This is a genomic window from Pseudomonas sp. RC4D1 (assembly GCF_018390395.1).
Classification (GTDB): Bacteria; Pseudomonadota; Gammaproteobacteria; order Pseudomonadales; family Pseudomonadaceae; genus Aquipseudomonas; species Aquipseudomonas danubii.
Map to the genome: position 1 here is coordinate 1,948,561 of NZ_JAHBAW010000001.1, position 19,469 is coordinate 1,968,029.

The following is a 19,469-nucleotide window of genomic DNA, read 5'->3' on the forward strand; positions in this document are numbered from 1 at the left end:
AGTTCAGGCCAAGGGGGGCCTGTTTCGAGAGAGGTCGTACAGGGTGCTGCGTCGAGGGGCGGGAATCTGGGCGTCCCCGTTGTTCATGTCGTTAAGGCTGTTTTCTTTATTGTTATTCATGATCTGCTCCGACCACGTTGGCTAAGGTGTTGCGCTCCTTTGCATGACGGTTCCATGGCCGCGCTCGTGCTTGAGCGCGGCACCAGCCCTCCCAGGGCCGAGACTCAGCGGTGGGCCACGCCGGGCAGTACGCAGAGCATTTCGTACAGCAGGTTGGCACCCAGCAGCGAGGTGTTGCCGGTGGTGTCGTAAGGCGGCGAAACCTCCACCAGGTCGCAGCCCACCAGGTCCAGGCCCTGGCAGCCACGGACGATCTCGATGGCCTGGATGGTGGTCAGGCCGCCGATTTCCGGGGTGCCGGTGCCTGGAGCCCAGGCCGGGTCGATGCCGTCGATGTCGAAGCTCAGGTACACCGGACCGTTGCCGACCTTTTCACGGACTTCGGCCATCAGCGGTTCCAGGGATTTGTGCCAGCACTCTTCGGCCTGGACCACACGGAAGCCCTGCTTGCGGCTCCAGTTGAAGTCTTCGGCGGTATAGCCCTGTGCGCGCAGGCCGATCTGCACCACGCGGTCGCAGTCCAGCAGGCCTTCTTCCACTGCGCGGCGGAAGGTGGTGCCGTGGGCGATCTTCTCGCCGAACATGTGGTCGTTGACGTCCGCGTGGGCATCGATGTGCACCAGCCCGACCTTGCCGTGTTTCTTGTGGATGGCCCGCAGGATCGGCAGGGTGATGGTGTGGTCGCCGCCCAGGGTCAGGGGAATCACGTTGTGTTCGAGGATGCCGTCATAGGCTTCTTCGATGATGCGCACCGCGTCCAGCAGGTTGAAGGTGTTGATCGCCACGTCGCCGATGTCGGCCACCGACAGCGAGTCGAACGGAGCGGCACCGGTGGCCATGTTGTAAGGGCGAATCATCACCGACTCGGCGCGGATTTCCCGCGGGCCGAAACGGGTGCCGGCGCGCAGCGAGGTGCCAATGTCCAGAGGCACGCCGACGAACGCAGCGTCCAGGCCGGCGGCGGATTGCAGATGGGGAAGACGCATCATGGTGGCGATGCCGCCGAAGCGCGGCATTTCGTTGCCGCCCAGTGGTTGGTGGAGAATCTTGTCCACGGGATAGGCCTCATCGTTGTTTTATATTTATGGGGCTGAGGGCACAGCAGGTATCGCCCGTTCAACCGATTGGGCCGATTCTGCGAAATGTAGTGAGGGGAAAGAATCGCTACGAACAAATACTTAGTTCAGATTTTTCTAAACTAATGGCCGGGGTCGCGCTAGACTCCCGCACGGCTTCCAGGGCCCTGCGTGGTGAGTGAGCGAGCATCCGCTCGGTGGCGTAGCCACCGTTATCCGGGTTGCAGGGTCTGGTTGAAAGTGCGCATGGAGGTCATCGGGGCTGCTTGGTCGCCCGGCGTCAGTACGCTCTCTTGGCACAGGGAAGTGGTTGTTTTGCCTGTTATCGGAGCCTGTCATGGCCAACGCTTTACCTGATCTGAAACTATTGCGCATCTTCGTCAGCGTGGTGCGACATCAGGGGTTCGCCAATGCCCAGCACGAACTCAATCTCTCGACGTCGGCCATCAGCACCTACATGAGCCAGCTCGAAGGCGCCCTCGGGCTGGTGCTCTGCCACCGTGGCCGTGGCGGGTTCAGCCTGACCAGCAAGGGGGAGCTGTTCCACCAGGAGACCTTGCGTCTGCTGGGGGAGCTGGAGGGCTTCGAACAGTACGCCGCGGCCCTCAAGGGCGAGTTGCGCGGCACCCTGAACCTGGGGGTGATCGACTCCACCGTCAGCGACAAGGCCCTGCCGTTCGCCGAGGCCATCGGCGCCTATAGCCAGGAGCATCCGGCGGTGCATTTGCACCTGTCGGTGATGAGCCCCCACGAACTGCAACTGGGGGTCCAGGACAACCGCCTGGACCTGGCCATCGGCGCCTTTTCCACGCGCATGAGCGGCCTGGTGTACATGCCGCTGTACCGCGAGCAGCACTGGTTGTATTGCAGCAACCGGCATCCGCTGTACAGCGAGCGGCGCATTCCGGAGCAGGTCATCACCCAGCAGCGCATGGTCGGCCGTGGCTACTGGAGCCAGGCGGAACTGGCTCGGCACGGTTTCAAGCACAGCGCGGCGACCGTGGAGAGCATGGAGGCGCAGTTGATCCTGGTGCTGTCCGGCGCCTACATCGGCTACCTGCCGGAACACTATGCCCAGGCCTGGGCCGACAAGGGCGACCTGCGGGTGCTGCTGCCGGCAACCTTCGGCTACCAGGCGCCGTTCTCCATGATCATGCGTCGTGGCCGGGGCCGTGAACCCCTGATCCAGACCTTTCGCGATCTGCTCAAGGCCCAGCTCAACCAGTCATAAGGAATTCCCATGTCCAGAGCACGCTGCGAGCGTTGCCTGCGTCCCACAGGCCATTGTCTGTGCCCGCTGATCCCGGATTTGCCCAGCCGCACCCGGGTGTTGCTGCTGCAGCATCCCAGTGAGGTCAACCACGCCTTGAACACGGCGCGGCTGGCGGCCCTGGGGCTGCACAATGCGCAGTTGCGGGTGGGCGAGGTGTTCGAGGATCTGCCGACGCTGCTCGCTCAACCCGGATACCGGGCCTGCCTGTTGTTCCCGGCGGACGATGCCCAGCCGCTGCAGGCCTATGCCGAGACCGATGAACCGCTGCTGCTGGTGGTGCCCGACGGCACCTGGCGCAAGGCCCGCAAGCTGTTGCACCTCAATCCGCTGCTGGCGGCCTTGCCGCGAGTGACCCTGGCCGCCGCGACGCCCTCGCGCTATCGCCTGCGCAAAGCCCCGGGACCGGGTGCGCTGTCGACCCTGGAAGCCATTGTCCAGGCGTTGCAGGTACTGGAGGCGCCGGCCTCCTTCGAGCCCTTGCTGCGCCCCTTCGAGGCCCTGATCGAAGGGCAGATCGCGGCGATGGGCGAAGACACCTACCAACGCAACCACGGCGCCAAACCCTGACGTCTTGCCTGTAGGTGCGGGCTTGCCCGCGAAAGCACTCTCAAGTCTGCGGCAAAGTCAGAGGGCCTCTTCGCCGGCCAGCCGGCTCCTACGTAGCCGGCAGTCAGCGTTCGCGCATGGCTTCGGTGCGGGCCTTGAGCACGGGCTTGAGCAGGTAGTCCAGCACGCTTTTCTCGCCGGTGATGATGTCCACCGTGGCCACCATGCCGGGGATGATCAGCAGTGGATTGGCGTCGCCCCCCAGGTGGTTCTTGTCGGTGCGTACCTGGATCAGATAGAAGCTGTTGCCCTTGTCGTCGGTGATGGTGTCGGCGCCGATCAACTCCAGCTTGGCGCTCAGGCCGCCGTAGATGGTGTAGTCATAGGCGCTGAACTTGACCATGGCTTTCTGTCCGGGGTGCAGGAAAGCCACGTCCTGAGGCCGGACCTTGGCCTCAATCAGCAGGTTGTCTTCCATGGGCACGATTTCCACCAGGTCGCTGCCGGGCTGGACTACGCCGCCGATGGTGTTGACCTTGAGCAGCTTGATCACGCCGTGCACGGGCGATAACACCGTGGTGCGGTTGACCCGGTCATCGATGGCGATCCCCGACGCGGTGATCTTCGACAGGTCGGTGCGTTTCTCGTTGAGTTCCTTGGCGGCATCGGAGCGGAAGGTCTGCACCGATTCATCGATCTTGCTCTTGATCTCGTTGATGGCCGATTCGGCCCGTGGAATGGCCAGGGTGGTGGCGTCCAGGGAGCCGCGAATCTCTACCGCGCTGCGCTTGAGCCGCAGGATTTCCACCGGTGACACGGCGCCAGTGCCCACCAGGGGGGCCGACATGTTCATCTCTTGATTGAGCAGGGCCAGGCTGGAGCTGTATTGCCCCTGCTTGGAGCGAAATTCCGCCAGTTCCTGGGTCTTCTGCCGCAACTGTTCGCTGAGGGTGCGCTGCTCGCTGGCCAGGCGCCGTTGGCGCTGGTCGTACAGCGAGCGTTCGTCTTCTGCCACTTGCGGCGCCTTGCTCAGCACTTCGGCGGATGGGGTGAAGGGCTTGCCTTCGGCTTCGGCGGACAGACGCTCGACCTGGGCCATCAAGGCGAAGCGATCCGCCTCGCTCTCGCCCTTGTTCGAGCGAAAGCGCGTGTCATCCAGGCGCAGCAGGGTCTGGCCCTTGTCCACCATCTGCCCCTCGCGGACGAAAATCTCGGTGACAATGCCACCTTCCAGGTTCTGGATCACCTGGATCTTGCTCGAAGGAATGGCCTTGCCTTCGCCCGTGGTGACTTCCTGGAGCACCGCGAACCTGGCCCATACCAGCGCGCAGAGGATCAGCGCGGCGGCGATCCAGACCGTCAACCGTGATCTGCGGGGCGAGTCTTGCAACGAGGCTTCTGCGGTTTCCGGCATGAATTCGCTTTCCGCGCTTCGGCGAAAACTGCCCAGGTAACTGCGGGGTGACGATGGTGTCGACATGCTCGGCACTCCTAGACGGCTGCAGAGCCAACACGGCCCTTGCGCAGTGCATCGATAACCGCGTCTTTCGGTCCGTCGGCGACAATCCGTCCTTCGTCCAGAACCACCAGGCGGTCCACCAGGCTGAGCATCGAAGTGCGGTGGGTCACCAGCAGCAGAGTCTTGCCTTGGACCTTGGCGTGCAGACGCTGACGCAGAGCGTCTTCGCTGCTGTTGTCCATGGCGCTGGTGGGTTCGTCCAGCAGCAGGATCGGCGGGTCCAGCAGCAGGGCACGGGCCAGCAGCACGGCTTGGCGCTGGCCGCCGGACAGCAGTTGCCCACGTTCACCCACCGGTCGGTCGAAGCCTTGGGGGTGGGCGCGGGCCAGTTCGGTGACCCCGGTGAGCTCGGCGACTTCGAGCATTCGGGCATCGCTGATGTAGCGCGCGCCCAGGGTCAGGTTGTCCCGCAGGCTGCCGGCCAGCAGCGGCAGGTCATGGGCGACGTAGCCGATCTGTTGACGCAGGTCGGCCACGTCCAGTTGTCGCAGATCCAGGCCGTCCAGCAGCAGTTGGCCTTCCTCCGGGGCGAGAAAGCCCATCAGCAACCGGGCCAGGGTACTTTTCCCCGAGCCGCTGCGGCCGATGATGCCGACCCGCTCTCCGGGCTTGAGGCTGAAACTGATGTTGTTCAGCGCCGGGGTGCTTTGCCCGGGGTAGCGAAAGCTCACTCGGCTGACTTCCAGGGCGCCGTGCAACTGAGTGCGCTCCAGAGGCCGCTGACGGGCATCGCGTTCCTGGGGCAGGGCCATCAAGGCGTCGGTGCTGCGCATGGTCAACTGCGCCTGTTGGTAGCGGGTGATCAGCCCGGCGATCTGTCCCAATGGCGCCAGGACTCGACTTCCGAGCATATAGGTGGCCACCAGGGCGCCGACGCTGAGGTTGCCGGCGATGATGCTGTAGACCCCGGCGACGATGGTGGCCATGCCGGACAACTGCTGAATGAACAGGGTGCCGTTGGTGGCCAGGGCCGAGAGGTTGCGGGCGTGGCTGTCGAGGCGGGTCAGGGCGCCGTGGGTGCTTTCCCACTTGTGCTGGCGTTCGCTTTCGGCGCTGCAGGCCTTGAGGGTTTCCAGGCCGCCGAGGGTCTCGATCAACAGCGCCTGACGTTCGGCGCCCAGGGCCAGGCTTTTTTGCACGGTGTCCCGCAGGCGCACCTGGATCAGCATGGCGAAGACGATAGTGATGGGGAACGCGAGTATCGGGATCACCACCAGCCAGCCCCCGAGCAGGCCGATCACCACCAGCATCAGCAGGGCGAAGGGCAGGTCGATCAGGCTGGTCAGGGTCACGGCCGTCAGAAACTCCCGCAGGCCCTGGAAGTCGTGGATGCTTTGGGCAAAGCCGCCGATGGTGGCTGGTCGGGCCTTCATGTTCATGCCGGTGATGCGTTCGAACAGGGTGGCGGAGAGGATCACGTCGGTCTTTTTCCCGGCCTGGTCCAGCAGGTGGGCCCGTACCACCCGTAACACCAGCTCGAACCCGGTGCCCAGCAGCAGGCCCAGGGTCAGCACCCAGAGGGTCGAGGTGGCCTGGTTGGGCACCACCCGATCGTAGGTCTGCATCACGAACAGCGGCACCATCAGGCCCAGCAGGTTGATCAGGAGGCTGGCGAGAATGGCGTCGCTGTAGAGCCAGCGCGAGAGCTTCAGGGTGTCGCGAAACCAGGCGTCGACCCTGGGCACCAGGGGGCTGCGCAGGTCTTCGAGTTCATGGCGGGGGCGGGCGAACAGGGCCTGACCGCTGTATTCCCGGGCCAGTTCCTCGCGGCTCACCCACTGCTCGCCACCTTCGGCCTCGCTGGGCAGGATCAGGGCCTGGCCATCCTCGCCCCAGCGCCTGAGCACTGCGCAACGACCGCCTTGGAGGATCAGCAGCACCGGCAGGTTGAGAGCGGATATCGCCCCCAGTTCCCGGCGCAGCAGGCGAGCCTGAAGGCTGGCCCGGGCCGCGGCCCGGGGCAGCAGGTCGAGGCTCAGGCGTTGCTTGTCCAGGGGCAGGCCTGCGCTGAGGCTGCCCCGGCTGACGTTGCAGCCGTGGAGTCGGCACAGGATCAGTAATCCGTCCAACAGCGGGTCATCGAAGCTGGCACGCGGATCGGCGTGCGGGCTCCCGGGTTCGAGGCTGGTCAAATCGAGTCCTCCACGGGACTACTTCATTTCCGGCAGGCGCGCCTCGCTTTTCACTTCGCTTTGGGCGATGGCTTCGGCCGGTACCACGACTTTTTCCTTGCTCAGCAGTTCGCCCATGTTGGCCAGTACCCGGTACATGGAGAACTCTTCGGTGTAGCGCACTTCGGTGTAGCGGCGGTTGGCGTTGTACAGCTCGTTTTCACTGTCCAGAACGTCGAGCAGGGTGCGTTGGCCGAGGCCGAACTGGTCCTGATAAGCGGCCCGCACTCGGGTGGTGGTTTCCGCATATTCCCGGGCGGTGGGGGTCTGTTTCTTGGCGTTGAGCATGGCGTTCCAGGCCAGGGTGATGTTTTCGTTGAGCATGCGCAGGGCGTTGTTGCGGATGTCCATGGCCTGGTTGATCTTGTGCGCGTTGGACTGCAGGCGGGCCTTGTCACTGCCGCCGCGGAACAGGTTGTAGTTCATGATCACCCCGACCCGCCATTCGTTATCGTGGCCCAGGTCGCCCTGCACATTGTCGTTGGCGTTGACTGCGGCCTCGGCGTCGAAGCGTGGATAGAAGGGCGACTTGGCCACTTCGTACTGACTCTCCGCCGCCTGGATGTCAGCCTGGGCGGACTTCAGGTAGGGGTTGTTCAGCAGCATGCTCTGCTTGGCGTCGTTGAGGTTCTGCGGGATTTCGCCGCGGATCGACGGCAGGCTTTCCAGCTCGTCGGGCAAGCGTCCGACTGCGCTGTAGAAGTTGGCCTCGGCATCGGCCAGGTCGACCTGAGCGGTGTCGTAGTTGTTCTCCGCCAGGGCACGCCGGGCTTTGGACTGGTCGAGGTCGGCGGTACTGCCCACGCCTTGCTGGCTGCGCAGGCCGATCTGGTCGTTGACTCGCAGGTGGGCCTGCAGGTTGTTCTTGGCCAGGGTCAAGAGTTCACGGCGCTTGAGCACCTCCAGGTACACCTCGATGGTGCGCAGGGCGAGGCTTTCGGCGGTGCCGCGGGTGAAGTAGGCCCGGGAGTTGACCACCGACTGGGTGCGGCCCACTTCATTGGCCGTGTTGAAGCCGTCGAAGAGCATCTGCCGCAGGCGCAGTTCCGACTGGGTGTAATTCAGGGTCTCGGTGTTGTGGTTGCCGGTGCCGCGTGCCACCCCGTAGCCGCGGGTGGTGCTGTTGTCGCTGTAGCCGCGGCCATAGCCGGCATTGAGGTCCAGGCTGGGATAGAAGCCACCCTTGGCCACCTTCACATCCTCGTCGGCAGACAGCCGGTTGTTCTGGCTGGCGCGAAGTTCAGGGTGGTTGTCCAGAGTGCTCTGGATCGCTTCAGTCAAAGACATGGCCTGAGCCGGGCTGACGCAGATTGAGGCCAAAAGAATTGCACCGCTGAGGGGGGTGAAAACGCGCATGGGTGTCTCTCCCTGATCCAGTGAAACAGTGTTTTCGTCAAAAATATGACTAAAAAATTGAGACTTAACCGTCTCATCTTGTTTACAACAGAGCTAAGAACATCCAGAAGGATAGCTAAGAAAAAAAATTCATAAGTTTTATGCCAAAAAAAACTTATGCATGTTTGTCAAAGCAAGACATTGTTCCAATCGCAGGCCCGGAATTTTCAGGCGTTGAGGCATTTTCTGAAATTTCTGGGGACGTTCAAATTTCAGGTAGTTCAGGGCGGGGAAGTGGTTACAAGGAAGAAGGTACGGAACAGGATATGGCGGCATTTTTTTGGCGATTTCGCCTTTTGACCTGTTTCGCACAATGTAGTTGGTGAGCGATCCGAAGGCACGGATGAGGCTGTTTTGTCCGGCGCCCTGCGGTATCAGCCGTCCGACTGGTAGCAAGGGAGGGCGGGACATCAAGACTGGCGCGCTTCGCCATGGGGGCGGAGCGGCCAGACACAGGGTCTGTTCAACCACGGGTTAACGCTGTCTGTGCTGCCGCTAGCAAGCGGATGCCGATTGTTCTCGGCATCGGAGGAGTGCACATGGCAACGTTAATCGGCATTGTGACCAAGGTGATCGGGCAGGTTTACGCGGTAGGCGCGGATGGCGCCCGTCGTCTCCTGGTGGAAGGGGACCGGCTGTTTGTCGGTGAGCAGTTGGTCACTGGAGCCGAAGGTGCGGTGGCAGTGCATCTGCAAAATGGCCAGGATCTGACCCTGGGCCGTGACAGCAGCCAGCAACTGACGGCGCAGTTGCTTGACCAGCAGGCCACTCAGGTCGATACCCCGCAAGTGCTGGCACCCAGCGATGCGCAACTGAGCGATGTCGAACAACTGCAACAAGCCATTGCCGCCGGTGATGACCCAACCCAAACCGCTGAAGCCACTGCGGCGGGCCCCACCGGTACCGGTGGCGCGCCGGGTGCCGAGGGCGGCGGTCACAGCTTTGTTCTGCTGGAAGAAGTCGGGGGCCGGGTCGAGCCGGTGATCGGCTTTCCGACAGCGGGCTTCAATGGCATCCCCGAATTTGTCCCTGAGCGCATCGATGGCCTGCTTCCGATCAATGGTGCAACCCCCAACAACCCGGTGAGCCTGAGTGGGCTTGCGGTGGAGGGCGGTGAACTCACGGTCAATGAAGCCAACCTGGAGCAGGGCTCGGCAAGCAATCCGGCGGCCCTGACCCAGAGTGGCACTTTCACAGTCTCGGCCCCGGATGGGCTGTTCAGTCTGAATGTCGGTGGCATCAATGTGGTCAGCGGCGGCGTGGCAGCGGCTTTTCCACAATCCATCGCCACCGGCCTGGGCAATACCCTGACCATCACCGGCTTCAACGCGGCCACCGGGGTGGTCAGCTACAGCTACACCCTCAATGGCAATGATCTGCACTCCGCGGCGGATGGCACCAACAGTCTGAGCGAGCAGTTCAGCGTGGTTGCCATCGACAGCAATGGCGACTCGGCCAGCAACACCCTTGACGTCAATATCACCGACGATGTGCCGACGGCAGTCAATGACAACAACGCAGGCACCGCCTCGGAAAGCCAACTGACCCTGAGCGGCAATGTGCTGACCAATGATGTGCAGGGCGCTGATCGGGTGGCGGCCGGACCTGTTACCGCCGGCACCTTCAATGGCACCTTCGGCACCCTGGTGCTGGCGGCGGACGGTAGTTACACCTATAGCGTGAACACCAGCGATCCGGCCTTCCTGGCGCTCAAGGGCGGCGGCAGCGGCACTGAAACCTTCGCCTATACCCTGACTGATTCCGATGGCGACGCCAGCACCGCCAACCTGGTGCTGCAGGTGAACAACAATGACGATCCGGTGCTGCTGCGAGGCTTGGAGGTCGAGGGAGGCGAGCTCACTGTCTATGAGAAGAACCTGACCACCGGCAGCGGCCCGGATACCCCGGCCCTGACCCAGAGCGGCACCTTCACGGTGACCGCCCTGGACGGCCTGCAAACCTTGACTGTCGGCGGTATCACCGTGGTCAGCGGCGGCGTACCGGCGGGCTTTCCGCAAAGCGTCACCACTGGCCTGGGCAATACCCTGACCATCACCGGTTTCAACCTGGCCAGCGGCGAGGTCAGCTACAGCTACACCCTCTATGGCAACGATGCCCATCCGAATGCCAATGGTGCCAATAGCCTTGGCGAGCAGTTCAATGTAGTGGCCACTGACGTGGATGGCAGCAGTGCCAGCGCCTCACTAGATGTGAACGTGGTGGACGACCTGCCCACGGCGGTCAACGACAGCAATCCCGGGACCGCTTCGGAAAGCCTGTTGAGCCTGACTGGCAATGTGCTGGGCAACGACGTACAGGGCGCCGACCGGGTCGCTTCCGGGCCGATCACGGCCGGTACCTTCACCGGAACCTACGGCACCCTGGTGCTGGCAGCGGATGGTTCGTACACCTATACCTTGCATCCCACCGACCCTGCGTTCCTCGCGCTGGGCGGGGGCGGCAATGCTACCGACACCTTCACCTACACCCTGACCGACGCCGATGGCGACCCCAGTACGGCCAATCTGGTGCTGCAGGTGCACAACAATGACGACCCGGTGACCTTGAACGGCCTGGAGGTCAATGGTGGCGAACTCACCGTTTACGAGAAGAACCTGACCACTGGCAGCGGCCCGGATACTCCGGCGTTGACCCAGAGCGGCACTTTTACTGTAACGGCCCTTGATGGTCTGCAGAGCCTGAACGTGGGCGGCATCAGCGTGATCAGCGGCGGGGTGGTGGCGGGTTTTCCGCAATCCATCGCCACCGGCCTGGGCAACACCTTGACCGTCACCGGTTATGACGCAGGCACCGGGGTAGTCAGCTACAGCTATACCCTCAATGGCAACGATGCCCATCCGACGGCCAATGGCGTCAATAGCCTCAGCGAGCATTTCAGTGTGCTGGCCACTGATGTGGACGGCAGCACCGCCAGCGGCTCTCTGGACGTCAACGTGGTGGACGACCTGCCGACTGCGGTCAACGATAGCAATCCGACCACTGCCTCGGAGAGCCAACTGACCCTGACGGGCAACGTGTTGACCAACGACACTCAAGGGGCAGACCGAGTGCCCAGCGGGCCAGTGACTGCCGGAACCTTTACTGGCACCTACGGCACCCTGGTACTCAACGCTAACGGTTCCTACACCTACACGCTGAACACTGCGGATGCTGACTTCAAAGCCCTGCGCGGCAATGGCAACGGCACAGAAACCTTCGCCTACACCGTCACCGACTCCGATGGCGACCCGAGCACGGCGAACCTGGTGCTGCAGATCCATAACAACGACGATCCGGTGACCTTGAACGGCCTTAACGTCAACGGTGGCGAGTTGACGGTCTATGAGAAAAACCTCAGCGACGGCAGCAGCCCGGATACACCGTCCCTGACCCAGAGCGGCACGTTTACCGTGACCGCACTGGACGGCCTGCAAACCCTGACCGTGGGCGGCATCAATGTGGTCAGCGGCGGCGTCGCGGCGGGTTTCCCGCAAAGCGTCACCACCGCCTTGGGCAACACCCTGACCATCACCGGCTATAACGCCGGTACCGGAGTCATCAGCTACAGCTACACCTTGCTGGATAACGAGGCCCACCCGAGCGCCAACGGTGCCAACGGCCTCAGGGAACAGTTCAATGTGGTGGCTACGGATGTGGATGGCAGCAGTGCCACCGGAACTCTGGATGTGAACGTGGTGGACGACCTGCCTACTGCGGTCAACGACAGCAATCCGACCACTGCCTCGGAGAGCCAGCTGACCCTGACGGGCAACGTGCTAACCAACGACACTCAAGGCTCTGACCGAGTGCCCAGCGGGCCGGTGACTGCCGGAACCTTTACTGGCACCTACGGCACCCTGGTGCTCAATGCCAACGGTTCCTACACCTACACGCTGAACACTGCGGATGCTGACTTCAAAGCCCTGCGCGGCAATGGCAACGGCACAGAAACCTTCGCCTACACCGTCACCGACTCCGATGGCGACCCGAGCACGGCGAACCTGGTGCTGCAGATCCATAACAATGACGACCCGGTGACCTTGAACGGCCTTAACGTCAACGGTGGCGAGTTGACGGTCTATGAGAAAAACCTCAGCGACGGCAGCAGCCCGGATACCCCGTCCCTGACCCAGAGCGGCACGTTTACCGTGACCGCGCTGGACGGCCTGCAAACCCTGACCGTGGGCGGCATCAATGTGGTCAGCGGCGGTGTGGCTGCGGGCTTCCCGCAAAGCGTCACCACCGCCTTGGGCAACACCCTGACCATCACTGGCTACAACGCCGGCACCGGAGTCATCAGCTACAGCTACACCCTGCTGGACAACGAGGCCCACCCGAGCGCCAACGGTGCCAACGGCCTCAGCGAACAGTTCAATGTGGTGGCTACGGATGTGGATGGCAGCAGTGCCACCGGAACTCTGGATGTGAATGTGGTGGATGACCTGCCGACTGCGGTCAACGACAGCAATCCGACCACTGCCTCGGAGAGCCAACTGACCCTGACGGGCAACGTGCTAACCAACGACACTCAAGGGGCAGACCGAGTGCCCAGCGGGCCGGTGACAGCCGGAACCTTTACTGGCACCTACGGCACCCTGGTGCTCAATGCCAACGGTTCCTACACCTACACGCTGAACACTGCGGATGCTGACTTCAAAGCCCTGCGCGGCAATGGCAACGGCACAGAAACCTTCGCCTACACCGTCACCGACTCCGATGGCGACCCGAGCACAGCGAACCTGGTGCTGCAGATCCATAACAACGACGACCCGGTGACCTTGAACGGCCTTAACGTCAACGGTGGCGAGTTGACGGTCTATGAGAAAAACCTCAGCGACGGCAGCAGCCCGGATACCCCTGCGTTGACCCAGAGCGGCACGTTTACCGTGACCGCGCTGGACGGCCTGCAAACCCTGACCGTGGGCGGCATCAATGTGGTCAGCGGTGGTGTGGCCGCGGGTTTCCCGCAAAGCGTCACCACCGCCTTGGGCAACACCCTGACCATCACCGGCTATAACGCCGGTACCGGAGTCATCAGCTACAGCTACACCCTGCTGGACAACGAGGCCCACCCGAGCGCCAACGGTGCCAACGGCCTCAGCGAACAGTTCAATGTGGTGGCTACGGATGTGGATGGCAGCAGTGCCACCGGAACTCTGGATGTGAATGTGGTGGATGACCTGCCGACTGCGGTCAACGACAGCAATCCGACCACTGCCTCGGAGAGCCAACTGACCCTGACGGGCAACGTGCTAACCAACGACACTCAAGGGGCAGACCGAGTGCCCAGCGGGCCGGTGACAGCCGGAACCTTTACTGGCACCTACGGCACCCTGGTGCTCAATGCCAACGGTTCCTACACCTACACGCTGAACACTGCGGATGCTGACTTCAAAGCCCTGCGCGGCAATGGCAACGGCACAGAAACCTTCGCCTACACCGTCACCGACTCCGATGGCGACCCGAGCACAGCGAACCTGGTGCTGCAGATCCATAACAACGACGACCCGGTGACCTTGAACGGCCTTAACGTCAACGGTGGCGAGTTGACGGTCTATGAGAAAAACCTCAGCGACGGCAGCAGCCCGGATACCCCTGCGTTGACCCAGAGCGGCACGTTTACCGTGACCGCGCTGGACGGCCTGCAAACCCTGACCGTGGGCGGCATCAATGTGGTCAGCGGTGGTGTGGCCGCGGGTTTCCCGCAAAGCGTCACCACCGCCTTGGGCAACACCCTGACCATCACCGGCTATAACGCCGGTACCGGAGTCATCAGCTACAGCTACACCCTGCTGGACAACGAGGCCCACCCGAGCGCCAACGGTGCCAACGGCCTCAGCGAACAGTTCAATGTGGTGGCTACGGATGTGGATGGCAGCAGTGCCACCGGAACTCTGGATGTGAATGTGGTGGATGACCTGCCGACTGCGGTCAACGACAGCAATCCGACCACTGCCTCGGAGAGCCAACTGACCCTGACGGGCAACGTGCTAACCAACGACACTCAAGGGGCAGACCGAGTGCCCAGCGGGCCGGTGACAGCCGGAACCTTTACTGGCACCTACGGCACCCTGGTGCTCAATGCCAACGGTTCCTACACCTACACGCTGAACACTGCGGATGCTGACTTCAAAGCCCTGCGCGGCAATGGCAACGGCACAGAAACCTTCGCCTACACCGTCACCGACTCCGATGGCGACCCGAGCACAGCGAACCTGGTGCTGCAGATCCATAACAACGACGACCCGGTGACCTTGAACGGCCTTAACGTCAACGGTGGCGAGTTGACGGTCTATGAGAAAAACCTCAGCGACGGCAGCAGCCCGGATACCCCTGCGTTGACCCAGAGCGGCACGTTTACCGTGACCGCGCTGGATGGCCTGCAAACCCTGACCGTGGGCGGCATCAATGTGGTCAGCGGCGGTGTGGCTGCGGGCTTTCCGCAAAGCGTCACCACCGCCTTGGGCAACACCCTGACCATCACCGGCTACAACGCCGGCACCGGAGTCATCAGCTACAGCTACACCCTGCTGGACAACGAGGCCCACCCGAGCGCCAACGGTGCCAACGGCCTCAGCGAACAGTTCAATGTAGTGGCTACGGATGTGGATGGCAGCAGTGCCACCGGAACTCTGGATGTGAACGTGGTGGATGACCTGCCTACTGCGGTCAACGACAGCAATCCGACCACTGCCTCGGAGAGCCAACTGACCCTGACCGGCAACGTGTTGACCAACGATGTACAAGGCGCGGATCGGGTGGTTTCCGGACCCGTCACTGCCGGTACGTTCACCGGCACCTACGGCACCCTGGTGCTCAATGCCAACGGTTCCTACACCTACACGCTGAACACTGCGGATGCCGACTTCAAAGCCCTGCGCGGCAATGGCAACGGCACAGAAACCTTCGCCTACACCGTCACCGACTCCGATGGCGACCCGAGCACAGCGAACCTGGTGCTGCAGATCCATAACAACGACGACCCGGTGACCTTGAACGGCCTTAACGTCAACGGTGGCGAGTTGACGGTCTATGAGAAAAACCTCAGCGACGGCAGCAGCCCGGATACCCCTGCGTTGACCCAGAGCGGCACGTTTACCGTGACCGCGCTGGATGGCCTGCAAACCCTGACCGTGGGCGGCATCAATGTGGTCAGCGGCGGTGTGGCTGCGGGCTTTCCGCAAAGCGTCACCACCGCCTTGGGCAACACCCTGACCATCACCGGCTACAACGCCGGCACCGGAGTCATCAGCTACAGCTACACCCTGCTGGACAACGAGGCCCACCCGAGCGCCAACGGTGCCAACGGCCTCAGCGAACAGTTCAATGTAGTGGCTACGGATGTGGATGGCAGCAGTGCCACCGGAACTCTGGATGTGAACGTGGTGGATGACCTGCCTACTGCGGTCAACGACAGCAATCCGACCACTGCCTCGGAGAGCCAACTGACCCTGACCGGCAACGTGTTGACCAACGATGTACAAGGCGCGGATCGGGTGGTTTCCGGACCCGTCACTGCCGGTACGTTCACCGGCACCTACGGCACCCTGGTGCTCAATGCCAACGGTTCCTACACCTACACGCTGAACACTGCGGATGCCGACTTCAAAGCCCTGCGCGGCAATGGCAACGGCACAGAAACCTTCGCCTACACCGTCACTGACTCCGATGGCGACCCCAGCACAGCGAACCTGGTGCTGCAGATCCATAACAACGACGACCCGGTGACCTTGAACGGCCTTAACGTCAACGGTGGCGAGTTGACGGTCTATGAGAAAAACCTCAGCGATGGCAGCAGCCCGAATACCCCAGCGTTGACCCAGAGCGGCACGTTTACCGTGACGGCCCTGGACGGCCTGCAAACCCTGACTGTGGGCGGCATCAATGTGGTCAGCGGCGGTGTGGCTGCGGGTTTCCCGCAAAGCGTCACCACCGCCTTGGGCAACACCCTGACCATCACTGGCTACAACGCCGGCACCGGAGTCATCAGCTACAGCTACACCTTGCTGGACAACGAAGCCCATCCAACGGCGCTGGGCGCCAATAGCATTGCTGAACAATTCAATGTGGTGGCCACCGATGGCGACGGCAGTACCGCGTCCGGGGTGATAGACGTCAACATCGTCGATGACCTGCCCGGCGCCGTGGCGGATACGGCCAGCGGCACGGAAGGCGCCACCATCAATGTCAGTGTGCTGGGCAATGATGTGCTGGGCGCCGATGGTGCAGCCGTTGGTGGCGCGGTGGTCGGCGTGCGCGCCGGCAGCAATACCGCCACCTCGGCCATCGGCGGGCTGGGCAGCAGCATCGCCGGCACCTACGGCACCCTGACCCTGGATGCCGCCGGCAACGCGGTGTACCACAGCAATCCGAACTCGGTGAGCCCGCCCGGGGCCAGTGATGTCTTCACCTACACCATCCGCGACAGAGATGGTGATGAGAGCACCACCACCCTGACCATCAATGTCACTGACAGCGGCCTCAAGGCAGTGACCGATCAGGACGTCACTGTCTATGAAAAGGCCCTGGACCTGAATAAGGATGGTCAGGACCTGGCTGCTGGCACCGTGGCTGGTAGCGATCCGGGCTCCACCGCGGAAACCGCCATCGGTACCTTGGTGGGCTCGGTCACCGGCGGCTCTGGAGGTATCACCTTCAGTCTGGTGGGCAGTGCCACGGGCAGCTACGGGCAGATTCTGCTCAACCCCAATGGCACCTACACTTACACCCTGACCTCGGCGCCGAAAACCACCCCCAATGCCAACGATGGCGCCAATACCTTGAGTGAGAGCTTCACCTACAAGGCCACCGATGCCCTGGGCAACAGCACCACCGGCAGCATCCTGGTGAGCATTGTCGATGATGTGCCCAAGGCAGTGGCCAGCGAGCGTTCGGTCACGGCGGTGGAGGTGGACTCCAACCTGCTGCTGGTGATCGACGTGTCGGGCAGCATGGCTGATCCTTCAGGTGTTTCCGGGCTGACGCGGCTGGGCCTGGCCAAGCAGGCCATCAGCGCCTTGCTCGACAAGTACGACAACATGGGCGATGTCAAAGTCCAGCTCGTCACTTTCAGCAGCTCCGCTACCGCCCAGACTTCGGTGTGGGTAGACGTGGCCACGGCCAAGGCAATTGTCGCCACGCTGGTGGCAGGAGGCGGGACCAACTACGACGCGGCGGTGGCGGCGGCGAAGCTGGCCTTTGTCACCAGTGGCCAGCTCAGTGGCGCGCAGAATGTCGGCTACTTCTTCTCCGACGGCGCACCGACCTCGGGTCAGGAAATCGGCACCGCGGACGAGACGGCCTGGAAAGCCTTCCTCGATGCCAATGGCATCAAGAACTATGCGATCGGCCTGGGCAGCGGGGTCAGCAATGGCAACCTCGATCCGCTGGCCTATGACGGCAGTACTCACGTCAACACCAATGCGGTGGTGGTCACCGACCTGAACCAGCTCAATTCGGTGCTGGCCGGTACGGTGCAAGGCTCTCCGGTCACCGGCAGCTTGCTGGGGGATGGCGGCAGCTTTGGTGCCGACGGCGGGTTCATCAAGTCGATCGTGGTGGATGGCGGAACCTACACCTACGACCCCAAAGGCAACAGCAACCAGGGCTCGCTGACCTTCAGCGGCACCACCAACAACGGTACCTTCAATACCGTCAACAACAGCATCAGCATTGCCACCAGCAATGGCGGTACCCTGGTGGTGAACCTCGATACCGGGGACTTCAGCTACAGCTCGCAAAAAGTCACAAACTCAGTAATCACCGAAACCTTTGGCTATACGGTGAGCGACAACGACGGTGACCTGGCGAGCTCGACTCTGGTGGTCAAGGTCAATCCCAATGCGTCTCCGGTCGCCGGGGATGACCACATCATCACCAACGTATTGTCCAGCAGTGTGGCGATTCCCGAGGATGCACTGCTGGCCAACGACAGTGACGTCAATGGTGATCCTCTGAATGCGGCGCCCACCACTTTCAACACCGGCTGGGCGGCCAAGGGCGCGGCGTTCACGGCGGCGAGTCAGCAGACCATCGGCTTTGCCGGGAATGGCAACAATGGCGCCAACCAGGCCATCACCATCGATCGCGCCTCGTTCAATGCCAACGCCGCGACCATGACCGCGGTGGTGCTGGTCAGCGGTTACCTGGGAGCCGTCACTAACGCCAATGCCAACGATGAGGACGTGATCACCGTCAATCTCAAACAGGGGGAAACCCTGAATCTGAATCACAATCTGGCCGCCGGCCGCGTCTCCATGGAATACGCCTTTAACGGTGGAGGCTACACGGCGATCGCCGATGGCGGCACCTTCACGGCGGCGGCGGATGGGCCTTACCAGATCCATATCGTCAACATCACCAACACCAGCGGCAGCAACACCACGGCAGCGGAAAACTATCAGCTGACCATGACCGTGAATTACTCCGGGGCGCAGGACGTCACCCCGGATTACCACGGCACCTACACCGCCAGCGATGGTCACGGTGGCAGCGATGTGGCGGCGGTGAGCATCTCCTATCAGGATGGCAACACCCTGACCGGCACTTCCGGTGACGATGTGCTGGTGGCGGGCAGTGGTAACAACATCCTCAATGGCGGCGATGGCAACGATGTGCTCACCGCAGGCTCGGGCAACAACACCCTGAATGGTGGCAGCGGCAATGACCTGCTGTTCAGCGGGCCGGGCAATGATCTGCTGGATGGCGGTGCGGGTATCGATACCGCCAGTTACGCCCATGCCACGGCGGCGGTGACGGTCAACCTCGGCCTGGCGGGGGCGCAGAACACCCTGGGCGCGGGCACTGACACCCTGACCGGCATCGAGAACCTGGTGGGCTCCAACTACAACGACACCTTGACCGGCGATGGCAACGCCAACGTCATTACCGGCGGGCTAGGGAACGATGTGCTCAATGGCGGTGGTGGCGATGACCTGCTGATCGGCGGGATGGGCAACAACACCCTGACCGGAGGCGGCGGCAGCGATACCTTCCAGTGGCTGCAGGGCAACAATGGGCACGATGTGGTGACCGACTTTACGCCGGGCACCGACAAGCTGGACCTGTCGCAGCTGTTACAGGGGGAGAATGCGACTTCCGCTTCCCTGGATGACTACCTGCACTTCAAGGTCACTGGCAGTGGCGCGACCCTGGTCACCAGCATTGATGTCAGCGCGGTGGCAGGGGCGACGCCGACCCAGACCATTGACTTGGCGGGGGTCGACCTGGCCAGCCATTACGGAGTCACGCCAGGGGCGGGCGGGGTGATTGCCGGAGGGGCGGACACGGCCACCATCATCAACGGCATGCTCAACGATCACTCGTTGAAGGTGGATACCGTCTGATGGTTGTCACGGTCCTTGAGGCCG

7 protein-coding genes are annotated in these 19,469 nt (G+C 62.5%); 3 read left to right on the plus strand and 4 right to left on the minus strand.

Annotated elements, in window-relative coordinates; all coding sequences use genetic code 11:
- Positions 1-224: 224 nt before the first annotated feature.
- A complete protein-coding gene (gene speB, locus KHO49_RS08925; RefSeq protein ID WP_011059912.1) occupies positions 225-1,175 on the minus strand; it encodes an agmatinase in 951 nt (316 codons plus the stop codon).
- A 358-nt stretch (positions 1,176-1,533) separates the two neighbouring features.
- Here speB and KHO49_RS08930 point away from each other — a divergent pair, with 358 nt between their 5' ends.
- Together KHO49_RS08930 and KHO49_RS08935 are read left to right on the plus strand one after the other, a co-directional pair.
- Positions 1,534-2,427 (plus strand): LysR family transcriptional regulator, encoded by an 894-nt coding sequence (locus tag KHO49_RS08930; RefSeq protein WP_102878817.1) that lies wholly within the window; start codon positions 1,534-1,536, stop codon positions 2,425-2,427.
- Positions 2,428-2,436: 9 nt separating this feature from the next.
- On the plus strand, positions 2,437-3,036 hold the full coding sequence (locus KHO49_RS08935) for a tRNA-uridine aminocarboxypropyltransferase (protein WP_102861701.1): 600 nt from the start codon (positions 2,437-2,439) through the stop codon (positions 3,034-3,036).
- A gap of 103 nt (positions 3,037-3,139) precedes the next feature.
- Here the strand turns inward: KHO49_RS08935 and KHO49_RS08940 are convergent, their stop codons facing one another.
- Genes KHO49_RS08940 through KHO49_RS08950 form a run of 3 tightly spaced genes read right to left on the minus strand, consistent with a single transcriptional unit; the run spans position 3,140 to position 8,061 of the window.
- Complete coding sequence (locus KHO49_RS08940; protein WP_213664917.1) at positions 3,140-4,495, minus strand: HlyD family type I secretion periplasmic adaptor subunit; 1,356 nt, start codon at positions 4,493-4,495, stop codon at positions 3,140-3,142.
- An 11-nt stretch (positions 4,496-4,506) separates the two neighbouring features.
- Positions 4,507-6,666, minus strand: a complete 2,160-nt coding sequence (locus KHO49_RS08945) for a type I secretion system permease/ATPase (RefSeq protein ID WP_102878820.1) — start codon at positions 6,664-6,666, stop codon at positions 4,507-4,509.
- Positions 6,667-6,684: 18 nt separating this feature from the next.
- Positions 6,685-8,061 (minus strand): TolC family outer membrane protein, encoded by a 1,377-nt coding sequence (locus KHO49_RS08950; RefSeq protein ID WP_102861704.1) that lies wholly within the window; start codon positions 8,059-8,061, stop codon positions 6,685-6,687.
- A 578-nt stretch (positions 8,062-8,639) separates the two neighbouring features.
- On the opposite strand from KHO49_RS08950, the gene KHO49_RS08955 reads away from it, so the two are divergent.
- Positions 8,640-19,445 (plus strand): retention module-containing protein, encoded by a 10,806-nt coding sequence (locus tag KHO49_RS08955; protein ID WP_213664918.1) that lies wholly within the window; start codon positions 8,640-8,642, stop codon positions 19,443-19,445.
- Positions 19,446-19,469: the final 24 nt, after the last annotated feature.